The 26,221-nt window shown below is 72.1% G+C and carries 25 protein-coding genes; 12 read left to right on the top strand and 13 right to left on the bottom strand.

Features of this window, described 5'->3' with window-relative positions:
• The first annotated feature begins 8 nt into the window (after positions 1-8).
• The 4 genes from IE317_RS29295 (at position 9) to IE317_RS29280 (ending at position 5,352) form a co-directional block, all read left to right on the top strand.
• Positions 9-671, top strand: coding sequence for a lytic polysaccharide monooxygenase auxiliary activity family 9 protein (locus IE317_RS29295; protein WP_191314577.1), 663 nt, complete (start codon positions 9-11; stop codon positions 669-671).
• Between the two features lie 175 nt (positions 672-846).
• On the top strand, positions 847-2,301 hold the full coding sequence (locus IE317_RS29290) for an RICIN domain-containing protein (RefSeq protein WP_191314576.1): 1,455 nt from the start codon (positions 847-849) through the stop codon (positions 2,299-2,301).
• A 196-nt stretch (positions 2,302-2,497) separates the two neighbouring features.
• Positions 2,498-3,544 (top strand): glucose 1-dehydrogenase, encoded by a 1,047-nt coding sequence (locus IE317_RS29285; RefSeq protein WP_191314575.1) that lies wholly within the window; start codon positions 2,498-2,500, stop codon positions 3,542-3,544.
• Between the two features lie 5 nt (positions 3,545-3,549).
• Positions 3,550-5,352 carry a glycoside hydrolase family 15 protein gene (locus tag IE317_RS29280; protein ID WP_191314574.1) on the top strand — a complete coding sequence of 601 codons (1,803 nt, stop codon included), beginning with the start codon at positions 3,550-3,552 and terminating at the stop codon, positions 5,350-5,352.
• Between the two features lie 43 nt (positions 5,353-5,395).
• Here IE317_RS29280 and IE317_RS29275 read toward each other — a convergent pair whose 3' ends face one another.
• Positions 5,396-5,956, bottom strand: coding sequence for a TetR/AcrR family transcriptional regulator (locus tag IE317_RS29275; protein WP_191314573.1), 561 nt, complete (start codon positions 5,954-5,956; stop codon positions 5,396-5,398).
• Between the two features lie 83 nt (positions 5,957-6,039).
• Between IE317_RS29275 and IE317_RS29270 the strand changes: the two genes are divergently transcribed.
• The gene (locus IE317_RS29270; protein WP_191314572.1) at positions 6,040-7,494 is read left to right on the top strand and encodes an aldehyde dehydrogenase; all 1,455 of its coding nucleotides are present in this window, start codon (positions 6,040-6,042) and stop codon (positions 7,492-7,494) included.
• Between the two features lie 135 nt (positions 7,495-7,629).
• Here IE317_RS29270 and IE317_RS29265 read toward each other — a convergent pair whose 3' ends face one another.
• Together IE317_RS29265 and IE317_RS29260 are read right to left on the bottom strand one after the other, a co-directional pair.
• On the bottom strand, positions 7,630-8,121 hold the full coding sequence (locus IE317_RS29265) for a carboxymuconolactone decarboxylase family protein (protein WP_191314571.1): 492 nt from the start codon (positions 8,119-8,121) through the stop codon (positions 7,630-7,632).
• A 69-nt stretch (positions 8,122-8,190) separates the two neighbouring features.
• Positions 8,191-8,805 (bottom strand): hypothetical protein, encoded by a 615-nt coding sequence (locus IE317_RS29260; protein WP_191314570.1) that lies wholly within the window; start codon positions 8,803-8,805, stop codon positions 8,191-8,193.
• Between the two features lie 60 nt (positions 8,806-8,865).
• Between IE317_RS29260 and IE317_RS29255 the strand changes: the two genes are divergently transcribed.
• Positions 8,866-9,477 carry a GNAT family N-acetyltransferase gene (locus tag IE317_RS29255; RefSeq protein WP_229902983.1) on the top strand — a complete coding sequence of 204 codons (612 nt, stop codon included), beginning with the start codon at positions 8,866-8,868 and terminating at the stop codon, positions 9,475-9,477.
• Positions 9,478-9,509: 32 nt separating this feature from the next.
• On the opposite strand, the gene IE317_RS29250 is transcribed toward IE317_RS29255, so the two are convergent.
• Genes IE317_RS29250 through IE317_RS29240 form a run of 3 tightly spaced genes read right to left on the bottom strand, consistent with a single transcriptional unit; the run spans position 9,510 to position 14,507 of the window.
• Positions 9,510-12,251 (bottom strand): bifunctional YncE family protein/alkaline phosphatase family protein, encoded by a 2,742-nt coding sequence (locus IE317_RS29250; protein ID WP_191314569.1) that lies wholly within the window; start codon positions 12,249-12,251, stop codon positions 9,510-9,512.
• Positions 12,252-12,255: 4 nt separating this feature from the next.
• A complete protein-coding gene (locus tag IE317_RS29245; protein WP_191314568.1) occupies positions 12,256-13,593 on the bottom strand; it encodes an ABC transporter permease in 1,338 nt (445 codons plus the stop codon).
• Positions 13,590-14,507: an ABC transporter ATP-binding protein gene (locus IE317_RS29240; protein WP_191314567.1), complete on the bottom strand. Its 918-nt coding sequence runs from the start codon at positions 14,505-14,507 to the stop codon at positions 13,590-13,592. Before IE317_RS29240 ends, IE317_RS29245 begins: the two co-directional genes overlap by 4 nt.
• 289 nt (positions 14,508-14,796) lie before the next feature.
• On the opposite strand from IE317_RS29240, the gene IE317_RS29235 reads away from it, so the two are divergent.
• A complete protein-coding gene (locus IE317_RS29235; protein ID WP_191314566.1) occupies positions 14,797-15,009 on the top strand; it encodes a DUF5988 family protein in 213 nt (70 codons plus the stop codon).
• Positions 15,010-15,222: 213 nt separating this feature from the next.
• Here IE317_RS29235 and IE317_RS29230 read toward each other — a convergent pair whose 3' ends face one another.
• From IE317_RS29230 to IE317_RS29220, 3 genes are all read right to left on the bottom strand, one after another.
• Positions 15,223-15,891 (bottom strand): response regulator, encoded by a 669-nt coding sequence (locus IE317_RS29230; RefSeq protein ID WP_191314565.1) that lies wholly within the window; start codon positions 15,889-15,891, stop codon positions 15,223-15,225.
• Between the two features lie 122 nt (positions 15,892-16,013).
• The gene (locus IE317_RS29225; protein ID WP_191314564.1) at positions 16,014-16,679 is read right to left on the bottom strand and encodes a polysaccharide deacetylase family protein; all 666 of its coding nucleotides are present in this window, start codon (positions 16,677-16,679) and stop codon (positions 16,014-16,016) included.
• A gap of 2 nt (positions 16,680-16,681) precedes the next feature.
• Positions 16,682-17,347, bottom strand: a complete 666-nt coding sequence (locus IE317_RS29220) for a glycoside hydrolase family 11 protein (RefSeq protein ID WP_191314563.1) — start codon at positions 17,345-17,347, stop codon at positions 16,682-16,684.
• A 204-nt stretch (positions 17,348-17,551) separates the two neighbouring features.
• Between IE317_RS29220 and IE317_RS29215 the strand changes: the two genes are divergently transcribed.
• Positions 17,552-17,875, top strand: coding sequence for a hypothetical protein (locus IE317_RS29215; protein WP_191314562.1), 324 nt, complete (start codon positions 17,552-17,554; stop codon positions 17,873-17,875).
• 40 nt (positions 17,876-17,915) lie between these two features.
• Here the strand turns inward: IE317_RS29215 and IE317_RS29210 are convergent, their stop codons facing one another.
• Together IE317_RS29210 and IE317_RS29205 are read right to left on the bottom strand one after the other, a co-directional pair.
• Positions 17,916-20,456, bottom strand: a complete 2,541-nt coding sequence (locus IE317_RS29210) for an ABC transporter permease (RefSeq protein ID WP_191314561.1) — start codon at positions 20,454-20,456, stop codon at positions 17,916-17,918.
• Complete coding sequence (locus IE317_RS29205) at positions 20,450-21,184, bottom strand: ABC transporter ATP-binding protein (protein ID WP_191314560.1); 735 nt, start codon at positions 21,182-21,184, stop codon at positions 20,450-20,452. Before IE317_RS29205 ends, IE317_RS29210 begins: the two co-directional genes overlap by 7 nt.
• Positions 21,185-21,308: 124 nt before the next feature.
• On the opposite strand from IE317_RS29205, the gene IE317_RS29200 reads away from it, so the two are divergent.
• From IE317_RS29200 to IE317_RS29190, 3 genes are all read left to right on the top strand, one after another.
• A complete protein-coding gene (locus IE317_RS29200) occupies positions 21,309-22,508 on the top strand; it encodes a sensor histidine kinase (RefSeq protein ID WP_191314559.1) in 1,200 nt (399 codons plus the stop codon).
• Positions 22,496-23,152: a response regulator gene (locus tag IE317_RS29195; RefSeq protein WP_191314558.1), complete on the top strand. Its 657-nt coding sequence runs from the start codon at positions 22,496-22,498 to the stop codon at positions 23,150-23,152. The genes IE317_RS29200 and IE317_RS29195 overlap by 13 nt, the downstream gene beginning before the upstream one ends.
• Before the next feature lie 71 nt (positions 23,153-23,223).
• Complete coding sequence (locus IE317_RS29190; RefSeq protein ID WP_191314557.1) at positions 23,224-23,418, top strand: hypothetical protein; 195 nt, start codon at positions 23,224-23,226, stop codon at positions 23,416-23,418.
• Here the strand turns inward: IE317_RS29190 and IE317_RS29185 are convergent.
• Positions 23,415-23,834, bottom strand: a complete 420-nt coding sequence (locus IE317_RS29185) for a MarR family winged helix-turn-helix transcriptional regulator (protein WP_191314556.1) — start codon at positions 23,832-23,834, stop codon at positions 23,415-23,417. The two genes, IE317_RS29190 and IE317_RS29185, sit on opposite strands and share 4 nt — an antisense overlap.
• Positions 23,835-23,915: 81 nt before the next feature.
• On the opposite strand from IE317_RS29185, the gene IE317_RS29180 reads away from it, so the two are divergent.
• Positions 23,916-25,061, top strand: coding sequence for an MFS transporter (locus IE317_RS29180; protein WP_229902982.1), 1,146 nt, complete (start codon positions 23,916-23,918; stop codon positions 25,059-25,061).
• A gap of 15 nt (positions 25,062-25,076) precedes the next feature.
• Here the strand turns inward: IE317_RS29180 and IE317_RS29175 are convergent, their stop codons facing one another.
• Entirely contained in the window at positions 25,077-26,189 is a 1,113-nt protein-coding gene (locus IE317_RS29175) for an MFS transporter (protein WP_373309140.1), read from the bottom strand.
• Positions 26,190-26,221 lie beyond the last annotated feature (32 nt).

Below are 26,221 nucleotides of genomic sequence, written 5' to 3'. Positions count from 1 at the left end.
GATCATCCATGCGCAGGCGCAAGTTCTCCGGGTCTCGCCCCACTTGGCGCGGTCTCGTCGCCCTGACGATCGCCGGGCTGGCCGGGTTGTTCGTCGGGGTGCCCGCGGCCTCGGCACACGGCACCATCGTCGATCCCGCCACCCGGGCCTACCAGTGCTGGAAGGACTGGGGCAGCCAGCACACGAACCCCGCCATGCAGCAGCAGGACCCCATGTGCTGGGCGGCTTTCCAGGCCAACGCCGACACCATGTGGAACTGGATGAGCGCCCTGCGGGACGGCCTGAAGGGCAACTTCCAGGGCGCCACGCCCGACGGGCAGCTGTGCAGCAACGGGCTGGCCCGCAACAACGCGCTCAACACCCCCGGCCAATGGCGGACCACCAACGTCGGCAGCAGCTTCTCGATGCACCTCTACGACCAGGCCAGCCACGGCGCCGACTTCATCCGGGTCTACGTCAGCAAGAACGGCTACGACCCCACCACCCAGCGCCTCGGCTGGGGCAACCTCGACCAGGTCACGCAGACCGGCCGCTACGCCCCGGCGAAGGACATCACCTTCAACGTCCAGACCTCCGGCGGCTACCGCGGGCACCACGTCGTCTTCACGATCTGGCAGGCTTCGCACCAGGACCAGACGTACATGTGGTGCAGTGACGTGAACTTCGGCTGACGCATTCCGGTCCGTGCCGCATTGAACGGCAGCGCTGCCGTTCAATGCGGCACGGGCGTGTTCTTTCCTGACCGATTCTGAGCGTTTCGCTTCGGAAGCCTGGCCGCTTCCCCGGGCTCGGTGTTACGAGTGTCCGGAACATTCCGGCTGCGCAGGATCCGGGAGGAACGAGCCGATGAGACCGAACCACTCCGCGCTCCGCAGGACGCTGTCCAAGGCGTTCCGGTTCTTGGCGCTGTCCGCGCTCGCCGGCGGGCTGCTGACCGCGCTCCCGCCGCAGGCCCAGGCGTCCACCGCCGACCTCAAGGGCGTCAACTGGGCCGACACGCGGGACAACTTCGTCAACGGGGTGCTCTACGTGTCCGGGCTCAGCGCCTGGGACACCTACTCCTCGGCCGCGGCCACGGCGAACCAGGTCGTCGGCCAGCTGTACTCGATCACCGGGGCGAACACGGTCCGGCTGCCGATCAACGAACCGACGGTCTCCGGCTACTGGGGTACCTACACCGGGGCGATCGACACCGCGCTCACCAAGGGCAAGGTGATCCTGGCCTACTGGGCCTACACCGGCGGCAAACCGCCGGACACCGGCCGGTTCCAGCAGATGTGGGACACGGTCGTCGCCAAGTACGGCAGCAACCCGAACGCCTACTTCGAGGTCATCAACGAGCCGCACGGCTTCGGCACCGCCGACCTGAACAACTTCTACAACGCCTGGCTGGCCCGATACCCCGGCGTACCGCGCGGCCGGGTGATCCTCGACGGCGCCGGCCTGGCCCAGAACGTGCCCGCCGTCGGCGGCGACCGGCGGCTCGACGGGACGCTCCTGGCCGCCCACGACTACTCGTTCTTCGCCGGCTACGAAAGCGAAACCGAGTGGGCCGACCACATCGGCGGCTACATCGGTGCGTACGCGGCCCGGACCGTCGTCACCGAATGGGGCGGCCCGATGTCGCCCGGCAGCAAGAACGGCGTGCACTACGACACGCTCGACTACAGCATCCCGAGCGGGTCGTTCTTCGCCGACTACATCCGGGGCGTCAGCGAGAAGCTGCGGAGCCTCGGCGTCGGCAGCGTGTACTGGCCGGGTCTGCGCGACGGCGACTGGTACAGCATGACGACCAGGACCGGCACCGGTGCGGGCACCAAGCTGTCGCTGTCGAACCCCAGCGGGCTGACCCGGCTGCGGTACGCGTGGGGTGAGGGCAACGGCGGCGGCACGTACGTCCGGATCGTGAACGCCGCGACCGGGCTGTACGTCGACGGACTGGGCCGGACCTCCAGCGGCTCCGCCGCCGGTCAGTCGAGCGGCGACCCCGGCCGGTACGACCAGCAGTGGGTCATCGAGAACTCCGGCAACCGCGTGCGCATCAAGAACCGCGCCACCGGCCTCTACCTCGACGGCGCGGGCCGCACCACCAACGGCTCCGCGGTGAGCCAGTACAACGGCAGCAGCAGCGGCAACCAGCAGTGGTCGGTGGTGACCGACGCGAACAACGTCCGCATCCGCAACAGCAGCACCGGCGAGTACCTCGACGGCATGGGCCGGACCGGCAGCGGCACCGAGCTCGCCCAGTACGCCGACAGCGGCAGCGCCAACCAGCGGTGGCGCATCGTCGCCGCCGGCTGAGCCTGCTCGCGCGGACGGGGGCCGGGATTCCGGCCCCCGTCCCGCCGGGCCGACGCGGCTTCCGGCGTCGCCCGTCCCGGCCCTTCTGCGCCGCAACGTCGCATTTGCCCGCTCGGTGCGTTCTTTTCGCATGTTTGCGGAACGCAAGAGCGTCAACCCCTGGGCGAACGCGCCGTCGCGGGAAGGAGCGGGAGAGATGCGAGCACTGACCGTGGTGCCGGAACAACAGGGCTCCCTGCAGATCGGTACGGTGCCCGACCCGGTACCGGCGGACGGCGAGCTGCTCGTGCGCGGTCTCGCGCTCGGCGTGTGCGGCACGGACAAGGAGATCGCCCGCGGCGAGTACGGCTGGGCGCCGCCCGGCCGGGAACGGCTGGTGCTGGGGCACGAGTCACTCGGTCAGGTGATTCATCCGGCCGGGGACTTCGCCGAGGGCGACCTCGTCGTCGGGGTCGTCCGGCGGCCCGACCCGGTGCCGTGCGGCGCGTGCGCGGCCGGTGAGTTCGACATGTGCCGCAACGGCCGCTACACCGAGCGCGGCATCAAGGAGATCGACGGCTACGGCAGCGAGCTGTGGACCGTCGAGGCGGACTACGCGGTGCGCCTGGATCCGCGCCTGCGGGACGTCGGCATGCTGATGGAACCCACGACGGTCGTCGCGAAGGCGTGGGAGCAGATCCAGCGCGTCGGCGACCGCGCCTGGTTCGAACCGAAGCGGGTGCTGGTCACCGGCGCGGGCCCGATCGGGCTGCTCGGCGCGCTGCTGGGTGTGCAGCGCGGCCTCGAGGTGCACGTCCTCGACCGCGTCACCGACGGCCCGAAGCCCCGCCTGGTCGAGGCTCTCGGCGCGACCTACCACCACGATTCGATCGAGAAGGTGCTGTCCGCGCTCGAACCCGACATCGTGCTGGAGGCCACCGGCGTCGGCTCGCTGGTGTTCGACGCGATGGCGGGCACCGGCCCGTACGGGATCGTCTGCCTCACCGGCGTCTCCCCCACCGGCCGGAACCTCACGGTGGACGCCGGGACCATCAACCGCGAGATCGTCCTAGAGAACAACGCCGTCATCGGGTCGGTGAACGCCAACCTCCGCCACTACCGGGCCGCCGCCGACGCACTCGGCCGCGCGGACCTGGACTGGCTGGGCGGGCTCATCACCCGGCGGGTGCCGCTGGGCAAGGCGGCCGAGGCCTTCGAAGCGGGCGACGACGACGTCAAGGTCGTCCTCGATCTCGAGCACTGATCGCCATGGCCCCGATCGAGGACTACGCCATCCTGGGCGACCTGCACACGGCCGCGCTGCTTTCGCGCGACGGCGCGATCGACTGGCTGTGCCTGCCGCGCTTCGACTCCCCGGCGTGTTTCGCCGCCCTGCTGGACGACGAGCACGCCGGAACGTGGCGGCTCGCCCCGGCGAGCGGCGGCCCCGCGACCCGGTGTTCGTACCGCGGCGACACGCTGATCATGTCGACCGAGTGGGACACGCCCGAAGGCACCGTCCGCGTCCTGGACTTCATGCCGCCGCGCGGGGAAGCCGCCGACGTCGTCCGGATCGTCGAGGGCGTGTCGGGCCGGGTGCCGATGCGCATGTTGCTGCGGCTGCGGCTCGACTACGGCTCCGTCACGCCGTGGGTGCGCAAGGAGGACGGCGAGCTCCTCGCGGTCGCCGGGCCGGACGCGATCCGGGTCCGCACGCCGGTGCCGCTGTACGGCGAGGACCTGGCCACGCACGCCGAATTCACCGTCGCCGCCGGGGAGCGGGTGCCGTTCGTGCTCACCCACTCCGCCTCCTACCGGCCGCGGCCACGGCTCGCCGACGCCGAAGCCGCGCTCGCCGACACCGAACGCTTCTGGGCGGACTGGATCGGCCGCTGCCGGTACGACGGGCAGTGGCCGGACGCGGTCCGGCGCGCGCTGATCACCCTCAAGGCCCTCACCTACGCCCCGACCGGCGGCATCCTCGCCGCCGCGACGACGTCGCTGCCTGAACAGCTGGGTGGGCCGCGCAACTGGGACTACCGGTACTGCTGGCTGCGCGACTCGACGTTCACCCTGCAGGCCCTGATCGGCACCGGCTACCACGAGGAAGCCAAGGCGTGGCGCGAATGGCTCGTCCGCGCGGTCGCGGGTGACCCGGCCGACCTGCAGATCATGTACGGCCTCGACGGCACCCGCCGCCTGCCGGAGGCCACTTTGGATTGGCTGTCCGGCTACGAAGGCTCGACCCCGGTCCGGGTCGGCAACGCCGCGGCGGGCCAGTTCCAGCTCGACGTCTGGGGCGAGGTCCTCGACGGGCTGCACCTGGTCCGCGAAGCCGGGCTGCCGACGTTCCACCCGGCGTGGGACCTGCAGCGAGGCCTGCTCGAGTTCCTCGAAGGGCACTGGGACCAGCCGGACAACAGCCTGTGGGAGGTCCGCGGGCCGCGGCGGCACTTCGTCCACTCCAAGGTGATGGCCTGGGCCGGCGTCGACCGGGCCGTGCACACGGTGCAGGCCCACGGCCTGGACGGTCCGGTCGAGGACTGGCGGGCCCTGCGCGAAAAGATCCACCAGGACGTCTGCGCGCACGGCTACGACGCCGACCGCAACACGTTCACCCAGTTCTACGGCTCCCGCGGCCTGGACGCGGCGCTGCTGCTCATCCCCCGCGTCGGCTTCCTGCCCGCCGGCGATCCCCGGGTGCGCGGGACGGTGGACGCGGTCCGCGCCGAGCTGGCCCGCGACGGGTTCGTCCGCCGCTACGACGCCAACGCCGACGGCGGGGTGGACGGACTGCCCGGCGGCGAAGGCAGTTTCCTGGCGTGCAGCTTCTGGCTCGCGGACGCGCTCCACGCCACCGGCCGCGAGAACGAGGCCCGGTCGCTGTTCGAGCAGTTGCTCGGGCTGCGCAACGACGTCGGGCTGCTGTCGGAGGAGTACGACACCGATGCCGGGCGCCAGGTCGGGAACACCCCGCAGGCGTTCAGCATGGTCGGGCTGGTCAACACGGCCCGGCAGCTCTCGGGCTCCCGGACCAGCACCAACGCGCCGGGCGAGAACCAGCGTTCCTAGCCTTGTCGTGAGTGGTGCGGCGGGTTCCCACCCACCGCACCACTCACCACGAGCCTCGTGCGGCGCTGGTGCCGAAGGCGCGGAGGAACGTGTCGACGATGACGTCCGCGGCCTGGGGGTCGTTCAGGGGTATCAGGTCCCTCGTGGACGACCGCACCAGCAACCCCAGGACGGTGCCGAGCCAGCGGATCGGCAATCCCGCCTGCAGGAACCCCTCGACGGTGGCCCGCTTGAGGAACCGGTCGACCTCCTCGATCGCGCGCAGGCGGCGGGCCCAGATCTCCGGATCCGAGCGCATCCGGCTCACCTCGGCCGGCCAGGTGCGGTTTACCGGGACGATCCCCCGGACGTACCGGTGCAGGGCCGGCAGGACCGGCGCCTCCTGCAGCTCGGCGGCCTCGATCGCCGCTTCGATCGCGTCCATGCGGGCCTGGTAGACCGCGGTCAGGAGCTCCTCCCGGCTCGTGAACCGGCGGTAGACGGTCCGGCGGTCGACGCCGGCTTCCGCCGCGATCGCCGCGATGCTCGTGGCCGGGTCTTCGGCGAGCATGCGGGCGCCCGTGGTCAGCAGCAGTTCGAGATTGCGTGCGGCGTCGGCTCTCACTCTCACACCCTAGCAGTAACTGCCACAGTCGTGAGGCAGTTAAGTGCTACCCTGGTGTGACAGATACTCCTAGGGAGCCAGAAGTGATCACCTACGACGCACTTTTCATCGGCGGCACCTGGACCGCCCCGAGCAGCACCGGCCTGCTGGACATCCGGTCCCCGCACGACAACTCGGCCATCGGCCGCGCCGCGCAGGCGCTCCCGGCCGACGTCGACCGGGCCGTCGCCGCCGCCCGCCAGGCCTTCGACGAGGGGCCGTGGCCGCGCACCTCGCCCGCGGAGCGGATCGCCGTCGTCCGCAAGCTGGCCGCCCTGCGCGAGAAGCGCGCCGACGAGATCGCGGCGCTCATCTCGGCGGAGAACGGCTCGGCGCTGTGGTTCACCAAGGCCGGCCAGCCGGGCCTGACCCGCCAGGCCAACGCCTACCTGAAGGCGGCCGAGGAGTTCGGCTGGGAGGAGACGCTGGAGCCGTCGGACCCGGCCGCGCCGTTCCGGTCGGTCGTGCGCCGGGAGGCGATCGGCGTGGTCGCCGCGATCATCCCGTGGAACTCGCCGTTCTCCTCCGCCTCGGCCAAGATCATCCCCGCGCTGCTCGCCGGCAACACCGTCGTCCTCAAGGTCTCGCCGGAGAACACGCTGAGCATGAACCTCCTCGCGGAACTGCTCGCCGAAGCCGGCTTGCCCGAGGGCGTCATCAGCGTGCTGCCCGCCGACCGCGAGACCAGCGAGTACCTGGTCAAGCACCCGGACGTGGACAAGATCGCTTTCACCGGATCCACCCGCGCCGGGCGCCGCATCGCGTCGCTGGCCGGGGAACAGCTCAAGCGGGTCAGCCTCGAACTCGGCGGCAAGTCGGCGGCGATCATCCTGCCCGACGCCGACCTCGGCGCGGCGATCCAGGGCCTGAAGTTCGGTTCCCTGCTCAACAATGGCGAATCATGCATCGCGCAGACCCGCGTGCTCGCGCCGCGCAGCCGCTACGACGAAGTCGTCGCCGGGCTGAAGGACCTGATCGAATCCCTCGGTGTCGGTGACCCGGCCGACGACACGACGTTCATCGGCCCGATGATCCGCCGCGACCAGCAGCAACGCGTCCTCGACTACATCCGCCTCGGCGTCGAAGAAGGCGCGCGGCTGGTCACCGGCGGCCCGGACGTCCCGGCCGAGCTGGAAACGGGCAACTACGTGACGCCGACGCTGTTCGCCGACGTCGACAACTCCATGCGCATCGCGCAGGAGGAGATCTTCGGACCGGTCCTGGTCGTCATCGCCTACGACGACGAGGACGACGCCGTCCGCATCGCCAACGACTCCGAATACGGCCTGTCCGGCGGGGTATGGTCGGCCGACCCGGCGCACGCGCTCGCCGTCGCCCGCCGCGTGCGGACCGGCACGGTGACGATCAACGGCGCCCCGATCGGCTTCGACGGCCCGTTCGGCGGGTTCAAGGCCAGCGGTCTCGGCCGCGAGTACGGCGCCGCCGGGCTCGGCACCTACACGGAGTACAAGACCATCACTGTGCCGGCCGCGCACTGAGCCTCGACGTCGCTGTGGGCCGGACGGCATCGGGCACCCTGGCCCTTGCCGCCGCGAACGTCCTCATCGGACTGGTGGTCCCGGTGGAACGGCCGGTCGATCGGCGCCACGTTCGGGGTCGCCGTGGCCCCGCGCTCAGCGCTCCTCGGCGAACGCGGCGAACAACCCCGGCTCGTAGGAGCCACCCTTCTGGTGCAGGATCACCGCGAGCCGGTTGGCCGCGTTGATCAGCGCCACCAGCGCGACCAGCGCGGCGGTCTGCTCGTCGTCGTAGTGCTCGCGCACCCGGGCCCAGGTCTCGTCGGACACGCCTTCGGCGGCGTCGGCGAGCCGGGTGCCCTCCTCGGCCAAGGCGAGCGCGGCCCGCTCGGCCTCGGTGAACACCGTCGACTCGCGCCAGGCGGCGACGAGCGCGAGCCGGACGGCCGACTCCCCGGCCGCGGCGGCCTCCTTGGCGTGCATGTCCAGGCACCAGCCGCAGCCGTTGATCTGGCTGGCGCGCAGGCTGACCAGCTCGCGGGTCAGCTTCGGCAGCGGCGTCCGGTCGATCACCTGGCCGAGGCTCGCGAACCGCTTGCCCAGCCGGGAGCCGGTTTCGGTGCTGAACAGGTCGAGGCGGGTGTCCATGGTTTCGTCCTCACTGGTGTCGTCGGGTGGAACGACCTCAAGACACCGGCGGGGCGAACCTTGTGACACTCAGTCGTCCGGGTCGGCCACCTGGAGTTCGACGCGGTGCCGCAGGTAGTCGTCGGGGTGGGTTCGCGCGATCCGCACGGCCTCGGCGACCAGCGGGTGCAGTTCGGCGGGGTACTCGGCCGGGTCGAGGGTGAGCCCGGGCAGGACGCACCGGCGGACGTCGAGATCTTCGTTGGTCACGAACTCGCGCAGTGCGGCGCGGTTCCAGCGGTCCTCGAGGTCGTCGAAGGTCTCGAGCGTGGCCCAGTACCAGGCGCGGGCCACCCCGGCGCGTTCCGGGTTCGTGCCGGTGGCGAGGATTCCGAGCAGCGCTTCCTGCGTCCGGCGCGCACCGAAGGCCGCGCAGAGCGGCTCGACGAACTGCCGGTTGAAGCTCGGGTCCGGGTCTTGGACCGCGGCGCGCACGAGCGGGTCGAAGAACGGCTCCGGGAGGTCGGAGTAGGTGTGGTCCAGGTAGCCCAGCGCTCGGCGCAGGACGATGCGCTGCTCCTCCTCGCCTTCGGGGGCTTCGGCCGTCTGGGTGGGGAGGTGGACGCGGCACAGTTCGACCAGCTCAGCGAGGCAGCGTCCGAAGGTCTCGGAGCCGGCGCGATCCGGCAGGGGCAGCAGGTTCATCGTGTCCTGTCCTTCGCCCTCGGCTGCCCGATCGTTACCCGGGCTGTACCATCACTGCCGATGAGCTGGGCGGGGTGGAAGGTGCGGTTGCGGGAGGTCCGCCCGGCGGATCACCGCACCCTGATCGGCTTCGACCGCGATTCCGGCCGCCAGCTCGGCGGTTACCGCCACTGGGCCACCCACCGCGGCACGGCCGACTCCGGCGAAGACTTCCACTTCGCGATCGAAACCCTGCACAACCGGACGCTGGTCGGCTCGATCTGGATCCAGGCCGACCCGGCCACCGGCCACTTCAGCTACGGCATCGGGATCGGGCCGCAGTACCGCCGCTGCGGCTACGCGGCCGACGCGGTCACGGTCCTGCTGGCGTACATGTTCGAGCTGCAGCGGTACCGCAAGTGCGAAGTCAGCATCAACGGCAGCAACTTCGCCTCGCTGGCCCTGCACGGAGAGCTCGGCTTCCGCGAGGAGGGCCGCCCTCGGGACACCGAGCTGCGGCGCGGGGAAGTCCGGTACCCGGTGCTGATGGGGATCACGGCGGAGGGCTTCGCGGAGCACCAGCCGGCGTTCCTGGCGGCCCGTGGCCCGGTACGCCCGTGGCGGGGACGTCACTGGCGGACACCCCGGCGGGGACGTCACTGGCGCACCGAACACCTGCGCCCGGCCCGCTGAGCCGGGAGGCCCGGAGGCCTCCCGGCGGACGGTCAGCCGTCCGACTCCGCGGACGGCAGGTACGCCCCCGGCACCTGCGCCGGGGCGTACACCTGGTTCTCCCCCGGGTAGGGCAGCTGCCACCCGTGCGTCTGGTACCACGTGAAGTGGTTCATCTGCGCGGGGTTGGCGTAGTCGGCGACGGCGTCCGGACCGGTCAGGCGCTGGTGCGCCGTCCACTCCTGCCACTGCGCCGCCACCTGCTTCTTGTCCGCGGGCACCGCCGACGACGGCACCGGTGCGGCGGCCGGGTCCGGTGCCGCCGGGGTGTCCGGTCCGCACGACGGCGGGGTGGCCAGGCCCGCCGTCAGCGACGTGCGGTTGGGCAGCGCGGTGAACGGCGTGAAGTCCGGCCGCTGGGTGAAGGCCGCGCTCATCGGCGTCGCCGCGCTGTCCTTCTGGTTCATCGGCTTGACCCCGAGGATCTGCTCGATCGTGCGGATCATCGTGATCTGCGAGTAGTAGTGGCTGTCGACGACGCCGTGCTGGGCGTACGGGCTGATGATCTGCACCGGCGCCCGGTGGCCGTCGACGTGGTCCAGACCGGCCTGCGAGTCGTCCTCGACGACGAAGATCGCCGAGTCCTTCCAGTACGGGCTGTGCGAGATCGTGTCGACGATCCGGCCGACGGCGAGGTCGTTGTCGGCGACCTGGGCGGCCGCGTTCGGCGGGCCTCCGGTGTGGTCGCTGGACAGCCAGAACATGTTCAGGTTGGCCGGCCCGTGCTTCTCGAAGTCGTCCTTCCAGATCTGGTAGCGGTAGACGTCCGGCACCGCCGTGTCGAACTTCGGGAAGCCCGGCACCGAAACGTCGTTCAGCGACGGGATCGGGGACGACGACACCAGCGGGTACGCGCTCGGTTCCCCGGTCGCGGCCATGTTCTTGGCGTCACAGTAGAGGTTCTGCCAGCTCGCGCCGGCCGGCTTGTTCAGGAACTGCTGGAACTCGCCGAAGTCCCGCACCGACTTCCCGGCCGCCAGCGCGCCGGTCCAGAGGAACCCGGAGCTCTGGTGGCCGAGGGCGTCGTCCTCGGTGTCGTAGCTGCGCAGGTACTCCCCCGCCGACGACTCGGTGTACTCCGGGTTGTCGGCCTGCATGAGCCAGTTGTGGCCCTCGGCGGAGTTCGTGCCGATGTCGTAGGTGTTGTCGTACAAGCCGAACTGGCGTTCCAGCGCGTGCTGGTTCGGCGTGATGTTCTCGCCGAACTGCGTCACCGACGGATCGCCGTTGCCGCGGGGGTCGTCCCCGAACACCTGGTCGTAGGTGCGGTTTTCCTTGACCAGCAGGAAGACGTGCTTGATCGTCGACGGGTCGCCGAGCCGGGCCGGGACCGGCACTGGCTTGCGGTGGCCGTTGTCGCGGGCCACCTGGACCGAACCGGGCGTCCAGCCGTTCTGCCAGAACACCTTCGCCGTGTACCCGCGGATCGCGGTGTCGGACGGCAGCCGGAACTTCTGCAGGCTCGACGTCGTGTCGTGGGTGCCGTGCCCGGCCGCGGTGGTCGGACGGCGGGCGTCGATGCCGCGGGTGTTGGAAACGAGGACGTCCTGGCCGGACGCGGTGATCGCCGTCGGGAAGTAGTCCGTCGGCAGCAGGCCGACGTAGCTCACCGGTTCCTGCGCGCGGCGGTAGCGGTAGACGGCGACGGCGTTGGCGCGGCCAAGCGTCACCAACAGGTGGCCGTCGCCGGTGAGGGTGACGCCGTCCGGCTCGTAGCCGACCGCCGCCTCCGGCCACGGCTGGGTCGCGATGGTCTGGACGACCTGGTCGCGGCCGGTGTCGATGACCGAGACCGTGTCGCTCGCGGTGTTGGTGACGAACAGCGCGCCGTCCTTGGCGTACACGGCGGTCGGGTGCAGGCCGACGTCGATGCTCTTCGGCACGGCGCCTGCGTTCGCCAAGTCGATCACGCTGACCGTGCCGCTCGTGGTGGCGCCGGTGAACGGGCTGGCGGGCACCTGGGTGTTGTAGGAGTTCAGCGTCGGCTCGCCGGGCCGCGCCGTCCGGCCGCCTTCGTTGCCGACGTACAGCTTGCTGCCGACGCGGACGAGGTCGCGCGGGGCGTTGCCGACGGCCCAGCTCCGCTCGATCGCGCCGGTCGCCGCGTCGAGGGCGACGACCCGGTTCTGGCCGTTGACCGCGGAGTACACAGTGGACCCGTCGGCCGAGAAGACGGCCTGCGCGACCAGCGCGTGCTTCGCGCCGTCCGCCGGGATCTTGACCGGGGTGGGCGCCGCGACCGTGCCGTCCGGGTTCACCGTGAACCTGGTGTAGCCGTCGGTCTGGGCCAGCCACAGCGTCTTGCCGTCCGGCGAGTACGACGGGCCTTCCTGGCCGACGTCGTTGCCGGCGATGCGCAGGTTCGCCGTCGCGGAGTTGCCGACGAGCTGCTGCACCCGCCAGTTCTTCAGGTCGACGACGGTGAGCGCGATGCCGCCGTCGGTGGTCAAGGCGGCGAGGTGGCTGCCGTCCGGGCTGACGGCGGACGCCATGATCTTGCCGTTGTTCACGACCAGCCGATCGCCGATCGGCTGGAGGTACTGGTCGGCGGAGACGACCTGGCCGTTCGCGGTGACCTGGCCGACCTGGTCTTCACCGAACTGCCGCGTCGACGCGACACCGACGCCGGTGCCGGTGGCGACGAGCACGAGCGTGACGGACCCGGCCGTCGCGAACCGGAACCGGTGCCCGGACCGGCCCTTCACGGCCTGCCTTCTGCGGCGCGTTACCTGCATGGGCTCATCCCTTCGGGTTGGTCGAGGCGAGCAGCTCGACGTTGGCGTCGAACTGCCAGAGCGGGTTGGGCTGGTCCCCGTCGGGGGTCCGCACCTGGAAGTAGCCGTTGACTTCCTTCGGCCCGTCGCCGTCGGCGACGTACCGGCCGTCCGCGGTGACGTCCAGCTGGTAGATCGCCGTTCCGGTGGCCGCGACGCCGGGCAGGTGCCAGGTGACGACGCAGCGCCAGTCGTTGCCGGGGCCGTCGGCGTCGACCAGGCCGTCACCCTTGGTGCACGCGGCCGTGGCCGCCAGCTGCGCTTCGGTGACGTCGGGGCGGTGCAGCTGGGCGGCTTGGAGGCGGTAGAGGTGCGCGAACGCGGTGGCGACCGACTGCTGCACCTTGTCCTGGGTGATCCCGGAGCCCAGCGCGGGTGTCGCCGCGGCGACGATCCCGGCGGTGGCGCCGAAGAGCAGGATCAGGGGAAGCGCGGCGAGCGACCGGCGGCCCTCCGGCGCGGGGGTGGTGAAGTCGCGGCGCACGAACAGCCGGTACGCGAGCGCGGTGGCGACGACGGCCCAGGCCAGGCTGACCCCGGCCGCGACCAGCAGCGGCCCGAGCTGCGCGGGGTCGGTGAAGAGGCCGTTCCACGCGATGAAGGCGTAGCTGGGCAGCGCGAGGCGCACGGCGACGGGCAGCGGCAGCAGCTGGGCGAGCGCCATGGCGAGGGCGACGACGGCGGGCAGGAGCAGGCCCATCGGCGACCGTCCCCCGAGGACGGATCCGAGCAGCCCGATGGCGGCGAGGGCCAGCGTGGGCGCGAGCACGCTCACCCAGGCGAGCAGGACGTTCGCGGCGGCGTCACCGGGGGCCAGCAGGTGCCCGTCGAAGCCGACCAGCGCCCGGTTCCCGGCGGTGAGCAGGCCGCCGGCGGTGCTGGAGACGGCCATCCCGGCGACGAGCACGAGAAGGACGGTCAGGCTGGCAAGCGCTTTCGCGGCGAAGAGCCGCCTCGCGGACCGGACGGCGACGAGCAGGTGCCGCCAGGTACCGAGCCGGTCCTCGGCGGCGAACACGTCCCCGGCGACGACGGAGGTGAGGAGCGGAAGGGCGTAGGTGCCGGCAAAGCCGAGCATGACGAGCGGCCCGGCCCACCCGCTGGCGTTCATCCACCGGCCGAAGAGGGTGTCGACGGGCAGCGAGCTCTGTTCCCCGACGGCGGCGACGAAGAGGGCGGGGGCCAGCCAGCAGGCGAGGACGAGCAGGCGGATCCGCCAGGTGGCGACGAGCTTGACGAGCTCGAAGCGGTAGGCCCGGGAGAGCGGAACGGGCCGGGCGGGAGTGGTGGGAGTCGCGGTCATCGGAGAGCCTCCTGCCCGGTCAAAGCCAGAAAGGCGGCTTCCAGCGGCGAAATCACCGGTGCGAGTTCACGGACCGCCACACCGGCCTGCACGAGACGGCGGACCAGCTCGTCGAGGGCCGGCACCTTCGCGCGAACCAGCAGCACCTCCGGGTCGGTCCGGGGTTCCGGGGGCACGATGATCGCCCGCGTCTCCTCGATCACCCGGCGGGCGGCGGCCGGGTCCGACGTCCGCAGGCGGTACTCCAGCTCGCCGTTCTCCGCGGACAGCTCGGCGAGCGGGCCGGTGAAGACCACGCGGCCGGTCGCGATGATCGTCACCTCCGTGCACAGCGCCTCGAGGTCGTCCATCCGGTGGCTCGACAGCACCACCGCCGTCCCCGCCGCGGCCAGCTTCGTCAGCACTCCGTGGACGTGCTTCTTGCCCGCCGGGTCCAGCCCGTTGGCCGGCTCGTCGAGCACCAGCAACCGCGGCGAGGTGAGCAACGCCGCCGCCAGGCCGAGCCGCTGGCGCATGCCGAGGGAAAAGCCGCGGACCCGGTCGTCGGCGACGTCGGCCAGCCCGACCTCCTCGAGGACGTCACCGACGGAGTGACCGCCCAGCTTCGCCAGCGCCGCCAGGTTCTGCCGCGCCGTCAGCGACGGGTAGAGGTTCGGTCCGTCCACGAACCCCGAGACGCCGTCGGGTGCGGTGAGCGCCCGGCCGACCGGCGCCCCCAGGATCTCCAGCCGCCCTTCGTCGGCGACCGCCAGGCTCAGCAGGAGGCCGAGCAGGGTCGTCTTGCCGGCGCCGTTCGGGCCGGCCAGCCCGTGGATCCGGCCCGGTGCCACGTCGAAGTCGATGCCGTCGAGCGCGACGACGTCGCCGAAGCACTTGGTGATCCCGCGGGCTCTGACGGCCAAGGGTGCGTCCACGCGAGGAAACTTAGGCACCGCAAGTAACGGGAGCGGGCGAGCGGGGTGAACGCCGCGGGAACGGCGCCCGGACGGCCGTCGCCGGGCCGGTGAAATGTCCGAGTTGACCGACCCGGGCCCGGCGCGGGGACGCGACACCGGAAACCCCGGGCAAAAGAGTTGTCAACCCCTGTTTTCCAGCAATTCCCCTAACTGCCGCCGAATATCTTGACACGACATTCGGCGCTCCGGCATCGTCGAGAGACGAAGGCCACATTCACTGCTCCGCCGAACCCACGGAGAAGGAATCATGACGGACATCAAGGTGACGCTTTCCGGTGGTCCCGCCGAGCTGATCGAACGGCACCGCGAATGGACGGTCGGCAGCATCGGCGAAGTCGCGAAGGTCAGCTTCGGCGCCGGTTACGAGCACTTCTCCCACCACGGTGAGTTCGCCACGACCGACAGCGGCGACCAGGTCCCGGTGTTCGCCTGGTGCGGCCGCACCCGCGTCGCCGAGTGATCCACCCGCATCTCCACCGCGGGGTGGTCCCCCTCCACCCGGCCGGCCCATTAGCTTTTCTTTCCGTCGGAATCATCCGGAAGGGAAAGCTCCATGAACGAAGTGCTCGGTTTCGTGTTTCTCCGGTTCGCGGTGATCGGCGGCGGAATCCTGCTGCTGGTCCTGCTGCTCGGCGTGATCGCGATCATCCTGAAGAAACTGGGCCGCTGAGCGTCAGCGCGTGAGGCCCCGGCCCAGTCCGTGCTGCACGGCGTAACGCAGTGCTTCGACCCGGTTGCGCACGCCGATCTTGGCGAAGGCGTTGTTGATGTGCGTCTTCACCGTCGCCTCGGCGATGACCAGCTCGGCCGCGATCTCGCCGTTGCTCAGCCCGGCGGAGATCAGGCCGAGCACTTCGGCCTCGCGCGCGGTCAGGCCGTCCGGCAGCCGGTCCGGTTCGCCGCCCCGGCCGGACAGCGCGGACGCCACCCGGCCGGACACGCCGGCGCCGAAGGTCAGCTGCCCGGACACCACGGCCCGCAGGGCGACCCCGATTTCGGCGCGGCCCGCGTCCTTCGTCAGGTACCCGCGGGCCCCGGCGGCCAGCGCGCCGGCGATCGATCCGTCGTCGGCGTAGGTCGTCAGCACCAGGACGGCGACGTCCGGGTGGTCGCGGACGATCCGCTCGGTCGCTTCGACGCCGGTCATGACGGGCATGGTGAGGTCCATCAGCACCGCGTCGACCCGGTCGAGGCGCCGCAGGAGCGCGAGCGCCTCGGCGCCGTCAGCCGCGGAACCGGCCACCTCGACGTCGTCGAGCAGGTCCATGAGGGCGACCAGGCCCTCGCGCACGGCCTGCTGGTCGTCCACCACGACCACCCTGATCACCCGCGGTTCCCCCATGATCCCCTCCCGGTGCCGGGAGGCAGGCTACCACCGCGCGGCCGCGAAGGAATCCACTGTGGAGTGTCGAAGATCGGAGGGTGGCGCGGCGGGTGCAAGCGCCGCGCCACCCTCCACCCGCCTCAGCCCGGGGCGACCGCCCGTCCCGTCTGCGGCGAGATCATCCCCGCGCACAGCCCGCGGCTCGCCAGCGTCCGGGCGATCTGCGGGATGGCGGACAGGGTGTTGGCCGGCCATTCGTGCATCAGGATGACCTGGCCGTTCGTGAGCCGGGCGTTGGCCGCGACGATGGCGCTGACGCTCGCGTTGTTCCAGTCCCCGGAGTCGACGTCCCAGATGACCTGGCGGAGGCCGTACTTGGCCTCGACCGACTGGACCGTCGCGTTCGTTTCCCCGTACGGCGGGCGGAACAGCCGGGGCGTGCCGCCGCCGGCCGCCGAAATCGCCTGCTGGGTCCGGGAAATCTCCGAGTCGACCTGCGCCTGGCTCTGCTGGGTGAGGTGCGGGTGCGTGTAACTGTGGTTGCCCACCCACATCCCCGCGCTCGTCTGGGCGCGGACCTGCGCCGGGTACGCGGCCGCGTACTGGCCCTCGTTGAACATCGTGGCCCGCAACCCGTTCTGCCGCAGCGCGTTCAGGATGGCCGGGGTGTGGGCGTTCGACGGCCCGTCGTCGAAGGTCAGGCCGACGTACCCGCTGCACGCGGCGGCCTGCGCCGGCGCGCCCGCGGCGATCGTGCTCGCCACGGCGAGGGCCGCCGTGGCCAGGAAAGTGCTCAGCCGGCGCATGGTCACCCCACGTTGATGTTCGAGTTGCCGCTGCTCTGGTAGCCCTCGGTCGCCAAGATCATGTAGTACTTGAAGTTGCCGAGCGGCATGCCGGCGCGGCTCCACGCGTCGAAGTGGTTGCCGGTGGTGATGCTGCCGCCGGTCCGCCGCTGCTGGCGCACGCTCCAGTACTGGTTGAACGTCTTGTTGCCTTCGACGGACGGCGCGTTGTAGCGGGTCGTCTGGTAGATGTCGTAGGTCCCGCCGTCGCTGGTCACGGTGCCCTTGTACGTCCCGGTCGGCCGCCAGCTGCCCCAGTTGTCGACGATGTAGTACTCGACGAGCGGGTTGGACGTCCAGCCGTAGAGCGACAGGTAGCTGTTGCCGGAGGGGTTGAAGCTGCCGGAGTAGTTCACCGTCCGGCGGCTGCCGTTGCCCCAGCCCTTGCCGGCGACGAAGTTGTTGACGTTGCTCCAGTTCGTCCGGTAGTTGCCGCCGGAACCGAGCGTCATGGAGACCGAGCCACCACCGGCGGTCCAGAACGAGTAATAGTACCCGTTGTTGTTCCCGGTCTGGTTGGTCGTGATGACCGTGTCGGCCCAGGCGGTTCCGGGCAGGAATGCGGCGATCAGCGCAAGGACGGCGCCGCCGGCGAACACCCTGCTGCGGCCGCGTTTCTTGGTGAGCATGCTTCCTCCTCGTCGAGGCTGGCAGGCGAGCCAGGATGGCAAAAGCATGCGAGTGCGGCCAGTGGTCGGGCAATAACTTTCGGAAACTTTCGATGATCTCGCGGTGCCCGTGTTCCGTCAACCCCGGGAATTGCGGCGGATTTGCCGTTCCCGGAAAAGCGCTAGCGTGGGTGCCGCACTGTTTCCCAGACAACGGGGGGTTCCATGAAACGCATTGCGGCCGCGGCCGTGCTCGGGCTGGCCGTGACGGCCCTGCCCCTGGCGGCGGGCACGGCGTCCGCGTCGGAGTCGGTCACCTGCGGCACCTACACCACGCAAGGGGCGTCCGGGCCGAACGCCCGCGACTACCACTGGGGCAACTGCGGTTCCGCCGCCACGAAGATCGACGTGTACAGCGTGACCTACGGCGTCTTCCGCACCAAGATCGGCGAAAAGTGCGTGCCGGCGGGCACCGCGGTGCTGATCGGGCAGACGACCCAGTACCTGGTCAGTTCCTACGACGGCGTGGACACCCACACGGCCTGCTGACGCACGGGCGGGGTGAGCCGGACCGGCTCACCCCGCTCCGCTATTCGCGGACGCCGATCGCGTCGATCGGCCGGGCCCGCAGCGCCACCGACGTCGCCAGCCCGATCGCCACCATGCCGAGCACGGCCGCGCCGGCGATGATTCCGAAGTAGACGGTCGGCGAGCCGGCCGGGACCGGGTTGCCCCGCAGCCCGAAGTTGAGCAGGGCCAGCGGGATCAGCGCGACCAGCGTCCCCATGACGATCGCGATCCCGACCGTGGCGACCGCTTCGAGCCGCATCATCCGGGTCACCTGGCGGCGGCTCGTGCCCACCAGCCGCAGCAGCGCGAACTCGCGGCCGCGCTGCGCGGTCGTCAGGACCAGCGTGTTGGCCACCGAAATCGCGAGGTACCCGACGATGACGCCGGCCGCCACGAGGTTCAGGTAGAACTGCGCCTGCCGTTCGCCGCCTTCGGGGGCGGCGACGACCGACGCCGGGGCCACCACCAAACCGGGGTACGGCAACGCACTCAGCGCCGAAGCCACCGCGCCCGCGTCGGCGCCGGGCTGGCGCCGGACCAGCACCGAATCGTCCAGCCGGCCGCCGATGTGCTCGCGGGCCAGCGCGACCGGCAGCACGAAGTCGCCGAAGGCCAGGTCGTGCGTGTAGGTGGCGACCAGCCGCAGCTTCGCCGGGACGCCGTCGCCGAAGTAGAACTCCACGTCGTCGCCGAGCTTCTTGTCCAGCCAGTCCGCTTCCGACCGGCTCAGCGCCACGGTGTCCCCGGTCAGGTCGGTGAGCCGTCCGGCGTCGACGCCCAGCTCGAGGGCGGCGCCGGCCTGGTCGCCCGCCACGCCCTGCGCCGGGGTCCGCTGGACCTCGACGCTGTCGCCCACCGGCGTCGCGGTGATCACGGACGTGCGCACCACCGGCGTCGCCGCCGCGACCCCCGGCACCCGGCCGGCCGCCGCGGCCACCTCCGGCGAGATCCCGCCCGGCGCCGCGAGCACGTAGTCGGCGGTCGTCGACCGCGCCGATTCCTGCTGGGCGGCCGCGGTCATGGCGGTCGGCCCGTAGAAGGTGGCGAGCGCGAACGCCACCGCCAGCATCAGCGGGGTCACCGCGGCCGCGACGCGCCGGGCGTTGGCTTGGGCGTTCGCCCCCGCGAGGTACCCGCTGATCCGCCACAGCCGCGCGAGCACCGGCACCAGGAACCGCATCACCAGCCCGGTCACCTGCGGACCGACCACGGCCAGCCCGATGACGACGACGAGGGTGGACATCGTCGAGACGGCGGCGGCGATGTCCCCGCGCAGGAACAGCGGGACGAGTGCACCGCCGACCCCCGCCAGCACCAGGCCCCAGCCGGTGAGCAGCCGGCCGCGGCCCAGCTCACGGCGTTCCACCGCGGCCTCGCCCAGCGCTTCGACGGGCCGGATCGACGACGGCCGCCGCGACGCCGCCCAGGCGGCCAGCCGGGCCGCGCCCAGGCCGAGCAGGAGGGCCGCGACCAGCGGGAGCGGGCTGATCGCCAGCCCGAAGTCGGCCGGGATGACCCCGATCGCCGCGAACGCGTCCCGCAGCCCACCCGCGACGGCCAGGCCCAGCGCGCTGCCCAGCACGCCGGCGACGAGCGCGATCAGCGTCGTCTCGGTCCCGATGAGCTTGCGGATCTGCCGCGGGGTCGCCGCGACCGCGCGCAGCAGCGCGAACTCGCGGCGGCGCTGGTTGATCGTCAGGGCGAGGGTGCTGGCCACCACGAACACCGCGACGAGCAGCGCGAACCCGCCGAACGAGCCGGCGATGGCCAGCAGCAGCACCCGCGTCTGGCTGACGTCGAGGAACTCGATGCTGCTGCGCTCGACGCCGGTGGTCACCTCGGCGCCGCCGGCGACGGCACGCACGCGCTCGGCCAGCGTCTCCGGCGCGACGCCGGGGTCGGCGAGGACGCCGATCGCGTGCACCTGGCCGGGCCGTCCGGCCAGCTCCGCGGCCCGCTCCGGGGTGAAGAACACCGCCGACTGGCGCGAGCCGCCGTCGACGACGCCGCTCACCTTGACCGGCACCGTGCCGGACCGGGTCGTGATCCGGACCTGGCCGCCGATGCCGACGTCGGCCCGGCGGGCGAGGTCGGCGTCCAGCACGACCTCGTCGGCGGACGCGGGTGCGTCGCCGCCGCGCAGGGTGAACGGCGCCAGCACGGCCGCGTCCCAGTTGTGCCCCAGCGACTCCCGGTCGGCGAGCACCCGCCCGTCGCGGGTGACGACCTGCGCCGGGAAGCTCTGCTCGGCGACCGCCGCGCGCACCCCGGGCACCGAAGCGATGCGCCCGGCCAGCGCGGCCGGGACGGACGGCTGCTCGCCGACCTGCTCGGTGGACAGGGCGTCGGCGCCGGGCGGGCGCACGCTCTGCGCCCCGCCGACGACGATGGCCGCGGCGGCGTAGCGCTGGGTGGGGACGCCGGCCCGCAGGCCGGATTCCATGAGGATCCCGCAGGCGGCCACCAGGGCGGTGCCGCACAGGATCGCGATGAAGGCGCCGGCGAACCCGCCGAGGCGGGTCCGGATGGTCTGCCAGGCGAGGTCGAGCACGCTCACCACTCCCCGAGGTGCGTCATCCGCTCCGCCACCCGCTCGGGGGTGGGGTGCGGGAGGTGGCCGGCCAGCTTGCCGTCGGCCAGGAAGAGGACGCCGTGGGCGGCCGAGGCCGCGACCGGGTCGTGGGTGACCATCAGCACGGTCTGGCCCATCTGCTCGACGACCGCGCGGAGCAGGTCCAGCACCTGCCGTCCGGTGCGGGTGTCGAGGGCGCCGGTCGGCTCGTCGGCCAGCACCACCTCGGGCCGGGTGACGAGCGCCCGCGCGATCGCGACGCGCTGCTGCTGGCCGCCGGACAGTTCCGCCGGGCGGTGCTCCAGCCGGTTCGCGATCCCGACGCCGTCGACGACCTCCCGCAGCCACTGCGGGTCCGGCTTCCGCCCGGCCAGGCGCAGCGGCAGCGTGATGTTCTGCAGCACGTTCAGCGACGGCAGCAGGTTGTAGGCCTGGAAGACGAACCCGATCCGGGTGCGCCGCAGCTCGGTCAGCTCGCGTTCCTTGAGCCTGCCGATTTCGCTGCCGCCGAGCAGGACCCGCCCCGACGTCGGCCGGTCGAGGCCGGCCGCACAGTGCAGGAAGGTGCTCTTGCCCGAGCCGGACGGGCCCATCACCGCGGTGAACGTCCCCCGCGCCACCCCCGCCGACACCCCGTCCAGCGCGGTGACGGCGCCGTCACCGGAGCCGTACACCTTCCGCACCCCGGTCAGTTCCAGCGCATACGCTGTGGTCATTTCGATCCCCTTCGTTCTCTCCCAAAGAAAACTAGGGCGGTGCAGCCGGGTCTTCGATCCCGTGGAGAGGTGGATCCGGGGTAGCGCCAGCACTACCCCGGCGGTGGGGTGGGACACTGTGGCCGTGACGACCCGCTTGCGCGAGTGCTGGTCGGCGGTGCGTTACCTCGTGATCGGCGCCGGCACGTCGCTGCTGTCGATGTTCGCCCTGACCGGGCTGTTCGCCGTGCTGCTGCTGTGCCCGTTCGGCATCGGGATCCCGTCGCTGGCCCCGATGGTCCGGCTGTCCCGGTGGCCGGTCGGGATCGACCGCCGCCAGGCCGCGCGCCACCTCGGCGAGCCGATCCCCGAGCCCTACCGCGACGGCTCCCCGCTGAAGGACCCGGCGACCCGCCGCGACGTCGCGTGGCTCGCGCTCCACGCCGCCACCGGGATGATCATGGGCGCGCTGGCGTTCGGCCTGCCGGTGGCCGCGCTCGAGCAGGTCGTCTTCGCCTTCCTCTGGCCTCTGGTGCCCGGCGGGATCGAAGGCTCGTTCGGCCTGGTCGTGAACTCGTGGCCGATGGCCGCGCTGAGTGTGCTCACCGGGGTGGCGATGGCGGCGTTGTCGCTGCTGCTGCCGCGCGTCGCCCGCTGGAAGGCGCGGCTCGCGCAGCGGCTGCTGCGGCCCGCGCCCGGTGTCGAGCTGGCGGACCGGGTCGCCGAGCTGACCGCGACCCGGGCGGCGGCGCTGGAGGCGCACGGCGCCGAGCTGCGGCGCATCGAGCGTGACCTGCACGACGGCACGCAGGCGCGGATCGCGGCGGTGGTGCTGCAGCTCGGGATCGCCGACCAGCTCTACGAGCGGGACCCGGCCACGGCCCGCGACCTACTGGTCAAGGCCCAGGACACCGCGACCGACGCGCTGGCCGAGCTGCGCACGGTCGTCCGCAGCATCCACCCGCCGCTGCTGGGCGAACGCGGCCTGGCCGGGGCGGTGCGCGCGCTCGCCGAGCGCAGCCCGGTGCCGGCCGCCGTCGACGTCGAGTACGAGACCGGCCGCCCGGCCGCGGTCGAGGCGGCCGCGTACTTCGTGGTCGCCGAGGCGCTGGCCAACATCACCAAGCACGCCGACGCGTCCCGGGTGGACATCACGCTCGGTGGCACCGCGTCGGTGCTGCGCCTGGAAATCCGCGACGACGGCCGCGGCGGCGCCGACGAGTCGCGGGGCAGCGGGCTGGCCGGCATCCGCCGCCGCGCGGAAGCCTTCGACGGAACCCTCACCCTGACCAGCCCACCCGGTGGGCCGACCGTGCTGCGAGTGGAGCTGCCATGCGGGTCGTGATCGCCGAGGACGACGCGTTGCTGCGCGAAGGCCTCGCCCTGCTGCTGAAGACGGCGGGCATCGAGGTCGCGGCGACCTTCGACAACGCCGAGGACTTCCTGGCGTTCGTCGAGGACGAGCGGCCCGACGCGGTGGTGATGGACGTGCGGATGCCGCCGACCCACCGCGACGAGGGCCTGCGCGCGGCCGTCCGCGCCCGCGAGATCCACCCGGCGCTGCCGGTGCTGGTGCTGTCGGCGCACGTGGAGACGAGCTACGCGGTCGAGCTGCTCGCCGACGGCGTCGGCGGCGTGGGTTACCTGCTCAAGGAGCGCGTCGGCAAGGTCGAGCGGTTCCTGGAGGCGCTGCAGCGCGTCGCCAAGGGCGGCACGGCGATGGACCCCGAGGTGATCGGCCGGCTGATGGCCCGCCGCCGCGCCGCGGACCCCCTGGACGCGCTGACCGCCCGCGAGCGCGAAGTGCTGGGGCTGATGGCCGAGGGCTACAACAACAGCACGATCGCGGAGCTGCTGGTCGTCAGCGACGGCGCGGTGCTCAAGCACATCAGGAACATCTTCGCGAAGCTCGGCCTGCCGTCCGACGAAGGCGCGGGGCACCGCCGGGTGCTGGCGGTGCTGGCCTACCTCGGCCGGGACGCGGGGTAGCGCAGGCACCACCCCGGATCGGGGTGTGCGCAGCATTCTCGTGGCCGCAGTGGTTCTTTAGCGTTCAGGGCATGAACAACGACAACGTTTCGACGCGTTCTTCCAGCCCGGTGCTGCTGTGGCTGGTGCTGGTGGTCAGTGCCGCGGTCAACGCGGCGGGCCCCTTGGCAGGACTGGGATTGCCGGTGCGGACGGTGGCCGGCGCGGTGGCGATCGGGGCGATCGCGCTGCTGATCACCCACTACGTCCGCCGGCGGCGAGCCTAGCGCTCGCCGTCGGAAGCCAAGGCCTGCAACAGGTTCCGCAGCGCCTCCTGCTGATCCGCGCGCAACGACCCCAGCGGTGAGCTCTCCCCGAGCCGCTTCACCGCCTCGGCCCGGCGGCGGTCGCCCTCCGGGGTGAGGACGATCTGCTTGGCCCGTCGGTCCCCCGGGTGCGGGTGGCGGTTGAGCAGCCCGCGTTCCTCGAGGCGGTCGAGCACGAACGTCGCGTTCGAGGCTTCGCACGCCATGCGCGCCGCCAGCTCGCGGGCGGTGATCGGTTCCGACAGCTCGCGCAGGGCCACCACCTGGCTCGGGGTGAGCCCCATGGCGTCCGCGACCCGGCGGACGTGGCCGTCGAGGGTGCGCGCGAGCCCGTGGACCAGCTTGCAGACGTCGCGGTCGATCTCCTCGCTCGGCATGCCCCGAACTCTAGACCCCATGGTTCGAACTGTGATAGTTCTAGCTCGAATCATTCTAACTCGAACCAACTGGGGAGTTCCGTGGCCGTCTTTTCCCTCATGCTCGTCGTGTTCAGCCTCACGACCGGCGAATTCGTGGTGTCCGGCATTCTCCCGGACGTCGCCGGCGGGCTGGCGATCCCGCTTTCGGCGGCCGGGCTGCTGACGACCGCGTACGCGATCGGCATGATCGCCGGTGGCCCGATCGTCACGCTGCTGACCGCGCGGGTCTCGCGGAAACCGCTGGTGATCGGGCTGGTCATCACCGCCGTGCTGGCGAACGCGGCCTCCGCCGTCGCCCCGAACTACCCGCTGCTGCTGGTCTCGCGGGTGCTCGCCGGCCTGGTGATCGCGACCTTCTTCGCCGTCGCGATCGCCACCGCGGCGGCGGAAGCGCGCCCGGGCAAGCAGGGTTCCGCCGTGGCGAAGGTGGCGCTGGGCCTGAACCTCGGCATCGTCCTGGGCGCGCCGCTGGGTACGTTCGTCGGCCAGCACCTCGGCTGGCGGGCGACGTTCTGGTCGGTCGCGGGCGCCGCCGCGCTGGCGCTGCTGGCGGTGCTGCGGTTCGTCCCGGACCGGCCGTCCGCGACGACCGGCCCGGTGACCGGCGAGCTGCGCGTCTTCACCGACCGCCGGGTCCGGCTGGCGATCGCGCTGACCGCGGCCGGCAACGTCGGCGTCTTGATGGTCTTCACCTACCTCGCGCCGCTGCTGACGGAGGTGGGCGGCTTCCCGGCCGGCGCCGTCCCGGTGCTCCTCCTCGGCTACGGCGCCGGCGCGGTCCTCGGCAACGTCGTCGGCGGGCGGCTGGCGGACCGGGCCCTGCTGCCGTCGCTGGCCGGGTTGCTCGCCGTGCTGGCCGGGGTGCTCGCCCTGGCCTGGTTCGGCGGCGGCAACCCGGTCGCGACGGCGGTGTCGACGGTCGTGCTGGGCGCGCTGGCCTTCGCGATCGTGCCGGGCATGCAGACCCGGGTGATCACGGCGGCGGCCGAGGCACCGACGCTGGCCGTGGCGGTCAACGCCTCCGGCTACCAGCTGGCGGCGGCCGTCGCCGGCTGGCTGGGCGGCGGCGTCATCGACACCACCGGCGGCCCGCGGGCGATCTACCTGGTCGCGGCCGTGCTCACCCTCGGCGGCCTGGGGATTGCGCTGTACTCGCTGCGGCAGGATCGCCGAGTGCCCGCGTGACCACCCACGCACGATCTACCCGGCCGCCGTCCTCACCCTCGGCGGCCTCGCGAACACCCCGGGCACCAGGACCGCGAGCACCGACGCCGCCGCGACCAGCCCGGCGGCGACCCAAAACGGGTTCCCCGCCGCCCCGGTGAGGACGGGGCCGGCCGTGGCCCCGACGTTGAGCGCGGCGGTCGCGTACGCCCCCTTCATCGTCGGGGCGGCCTCGGCCAGCCGCAGGATGCGGGCGATCACCGTGCCGCCGACGGCGAAGGACAACGCGCCTTGCGTGAAGGCGAGGGTCACGAGCACCACTGGGATCGCCGCGGCCAAAGCCGCGGCGACCCACCCGGCGAGCAGCAGCGGACCGCCGATGGCGACGACCCGGCCGGTCCACCGGTCGGCGAGCCGCCCGGCCGCGGTGATCCCGGCGAAGCACCCCACGCCGAACGCGCCGAGCACCACCGGCACCGGGGCGACGCCCGAGGCCACCGGCGCCAGGGAGGTGAAGACGCCGAACGTGGCCGCGTTGACGAACGCGCCGGTCAGGAGCACGCCGGCCACCGGCCGCAGCACGGCGAGTTCGGCCCGCAGGTCACCCGGCTCGCGGCCCGCCGGGGTGTCGGGGATCCACCGGACCGCCGCGAAAGCGGGCAGGCACAGCGCCGCGACGGCCCAGAACGCCGGCCGCCACCCGAGCAGCGCCCCACCCGGGATGCCGACGACGCACGCCGCGGTCGAGCCGCCCAGCAGGACGGCAAGCGCCCGGCCCGGTCGCGCCAGCTCGGTGGCGGCGATCAGCGCGACGGCGAGAAACCCGGCGTTGGCGATGGCGGCCACGAGTCGCGTGCCGACGAGGACACCGAACGAGGTCGTCAGCCCACCGGCCACGTGCATCGCGACGAAGACGGCGAGGAAGCACAAGAGCGCGGTCCGCCGCCGCCACGACCGCGCGAGGGCGGCCATCACTGGCGCCCCGGCGACCATCCCGGCGGCGAAGGCGGAGGTGAGGTACCCCGCCTGCGCCGGCGAGACGGCGAAGGCGGCGGCGATGCCGGGCACCAGCCCGGCCAGCATGAATTCGGACGTGCCCATGGCGAACACGGCCAGGGCAAGCAGGTACAAGGGCACACGAAGCTCCAGGGATCACGAGATCGGCAGGACGATTTCGTGGT

The organism is Amycolatopsis bullii (assembly GCF_014654205.1).
Taxonomy (GTDB): domain Bacteria; phylum Actinomycetota; class Actinomycetes; order Mycobacteriales; family Pseudonocardiaceae; genus Amycolatopsis; species Amycolatopsis plumensis.
Note: the sequence above shows the minus strand (reverse complement) of the source record. Positions and strands in the feature narration are given on the sequence as shown.

Coding starts and splice junctions, on each gene's coding strand:
- IE317_RS29295 (WP_191314577.1), top strand. CDS start 9: ATGCGCAGGCGCAAGTTCTCCGGGTCTCGCCCCACTTGGCGCGGTCTC.
- IE317_RS29290 (WP_191314576.1), top strand. CDS start 847: ATGAGACCGAACCACTCCGCGCTCCGCAGGACGCTGTCCAAGGCGTTC.
- IE317_RS29285 (WP_191314575.1), top strand. CDS start 2,498: ATGCGAGCACTGACCGTGGTGCCGGAACAACAGGGCTCCCTGCAGATC.
- IE317_RS29280 (WP_191314574.1), top strand. CDS start 3,550: ATGGCCCCGATCGAGGACTACGCCATCCTGGGCGACCTGCACACGGCC.
- IE317_RS29265 (WP_191314571.1), bottom strand. CDS start 8,121: ATGGACACCCGCCTCGACCTGTTCAGCACCGAAACCGGCTCCCGGCTG.
- IE317_RS29260 (WP_191314570.1), bottom strand. CDS start 8,805: ATGAACCTGCTGCCCCTGCCGGATCGCGCCGGCTCCGAGACCTTCGGA.
- IE317_RS29255 (WP_229902983.1), top strand. CDS start 8,866: ATGAGCTGGGCGGGGTGGAAGGTGCGGTTGCGGGAGGTCCGCCCGGCG.
- IE317_RS29250 (WP_191314569.1), bottom strand. CDS start 12,251: ATGCAGGTAACGCGCCGCAGAAGGCAGGCCGTGAAGGGCCGGTCCGGG.
- IE317_RS29245 (WP_191314568.1), bottom strand. CDS start 13,593: ATGACCGCGACTCCCACCACTCCCGCCCGGCCCGTTCCGCTCTCCCGG.
- IE317_RS29235 (WP_191314566.1), top strand. CDS start 14,797: ATGACGGACATCAAGGTGACGCTTTCCGGTGGTCCCGCCGAGCTGATC.
- IE317_RS29230 (WP_191314565.1), bottom strand. CDS start 15,891: ATGGGGGAACCGCGGGTGATCAGGGTGGTCGTGGTGGACGACCAGCAG.
- IE317_RS29225 (WP_191314564.1), bottom strand. CDS start 16,679: ATGCGCCGGCTGAGCACTTTCCTGGCCACGGCGGCCCTCGCCGTGGCG.
- IE317_RS29220 (WP_191314563.1), bottom strand. CDS start 17,347: ATGCTCACCAAGAAACGCGGCCGCAGCAGGGTGTTCGCCGGCGGCGCC.
- IE317_RS29215 (WP_191314562.1), top strand. CDS start 17,552: ATGAAACGCATTGCGGCCGCGGCCGTGCTCGGGCTGGCCGTGACGGCC.
- IE317_RS29205 (WP_191314560.1), bottom strand. CDS start 21,184: ATGACCACAGCGTATGCGCTGGAACTGACCGGGGTGCGGAAGGTGTAC.
- IE317_RS29195 (WP_191314558.1), top strand. CDS start 22,496: ATGCGGGTCGTGATCGCCGAGGACGACGCGTTGCTGCGCGAAGGCCTC.
- IE317_RS29190 (WP_191314557.1), top strand. CDS start 23,224: ATGAACAACGACAACGTTTCGACGCGTTCTTCCAGCCCGGTGCTGCTG.
- IE317_RS29185 (WP_191314556.1), bottom strand. CDS start 23,834: ATGCCGAGCGAGGAGATCGACCGCGACGTCTGCAAGCTGGTCCACGGG.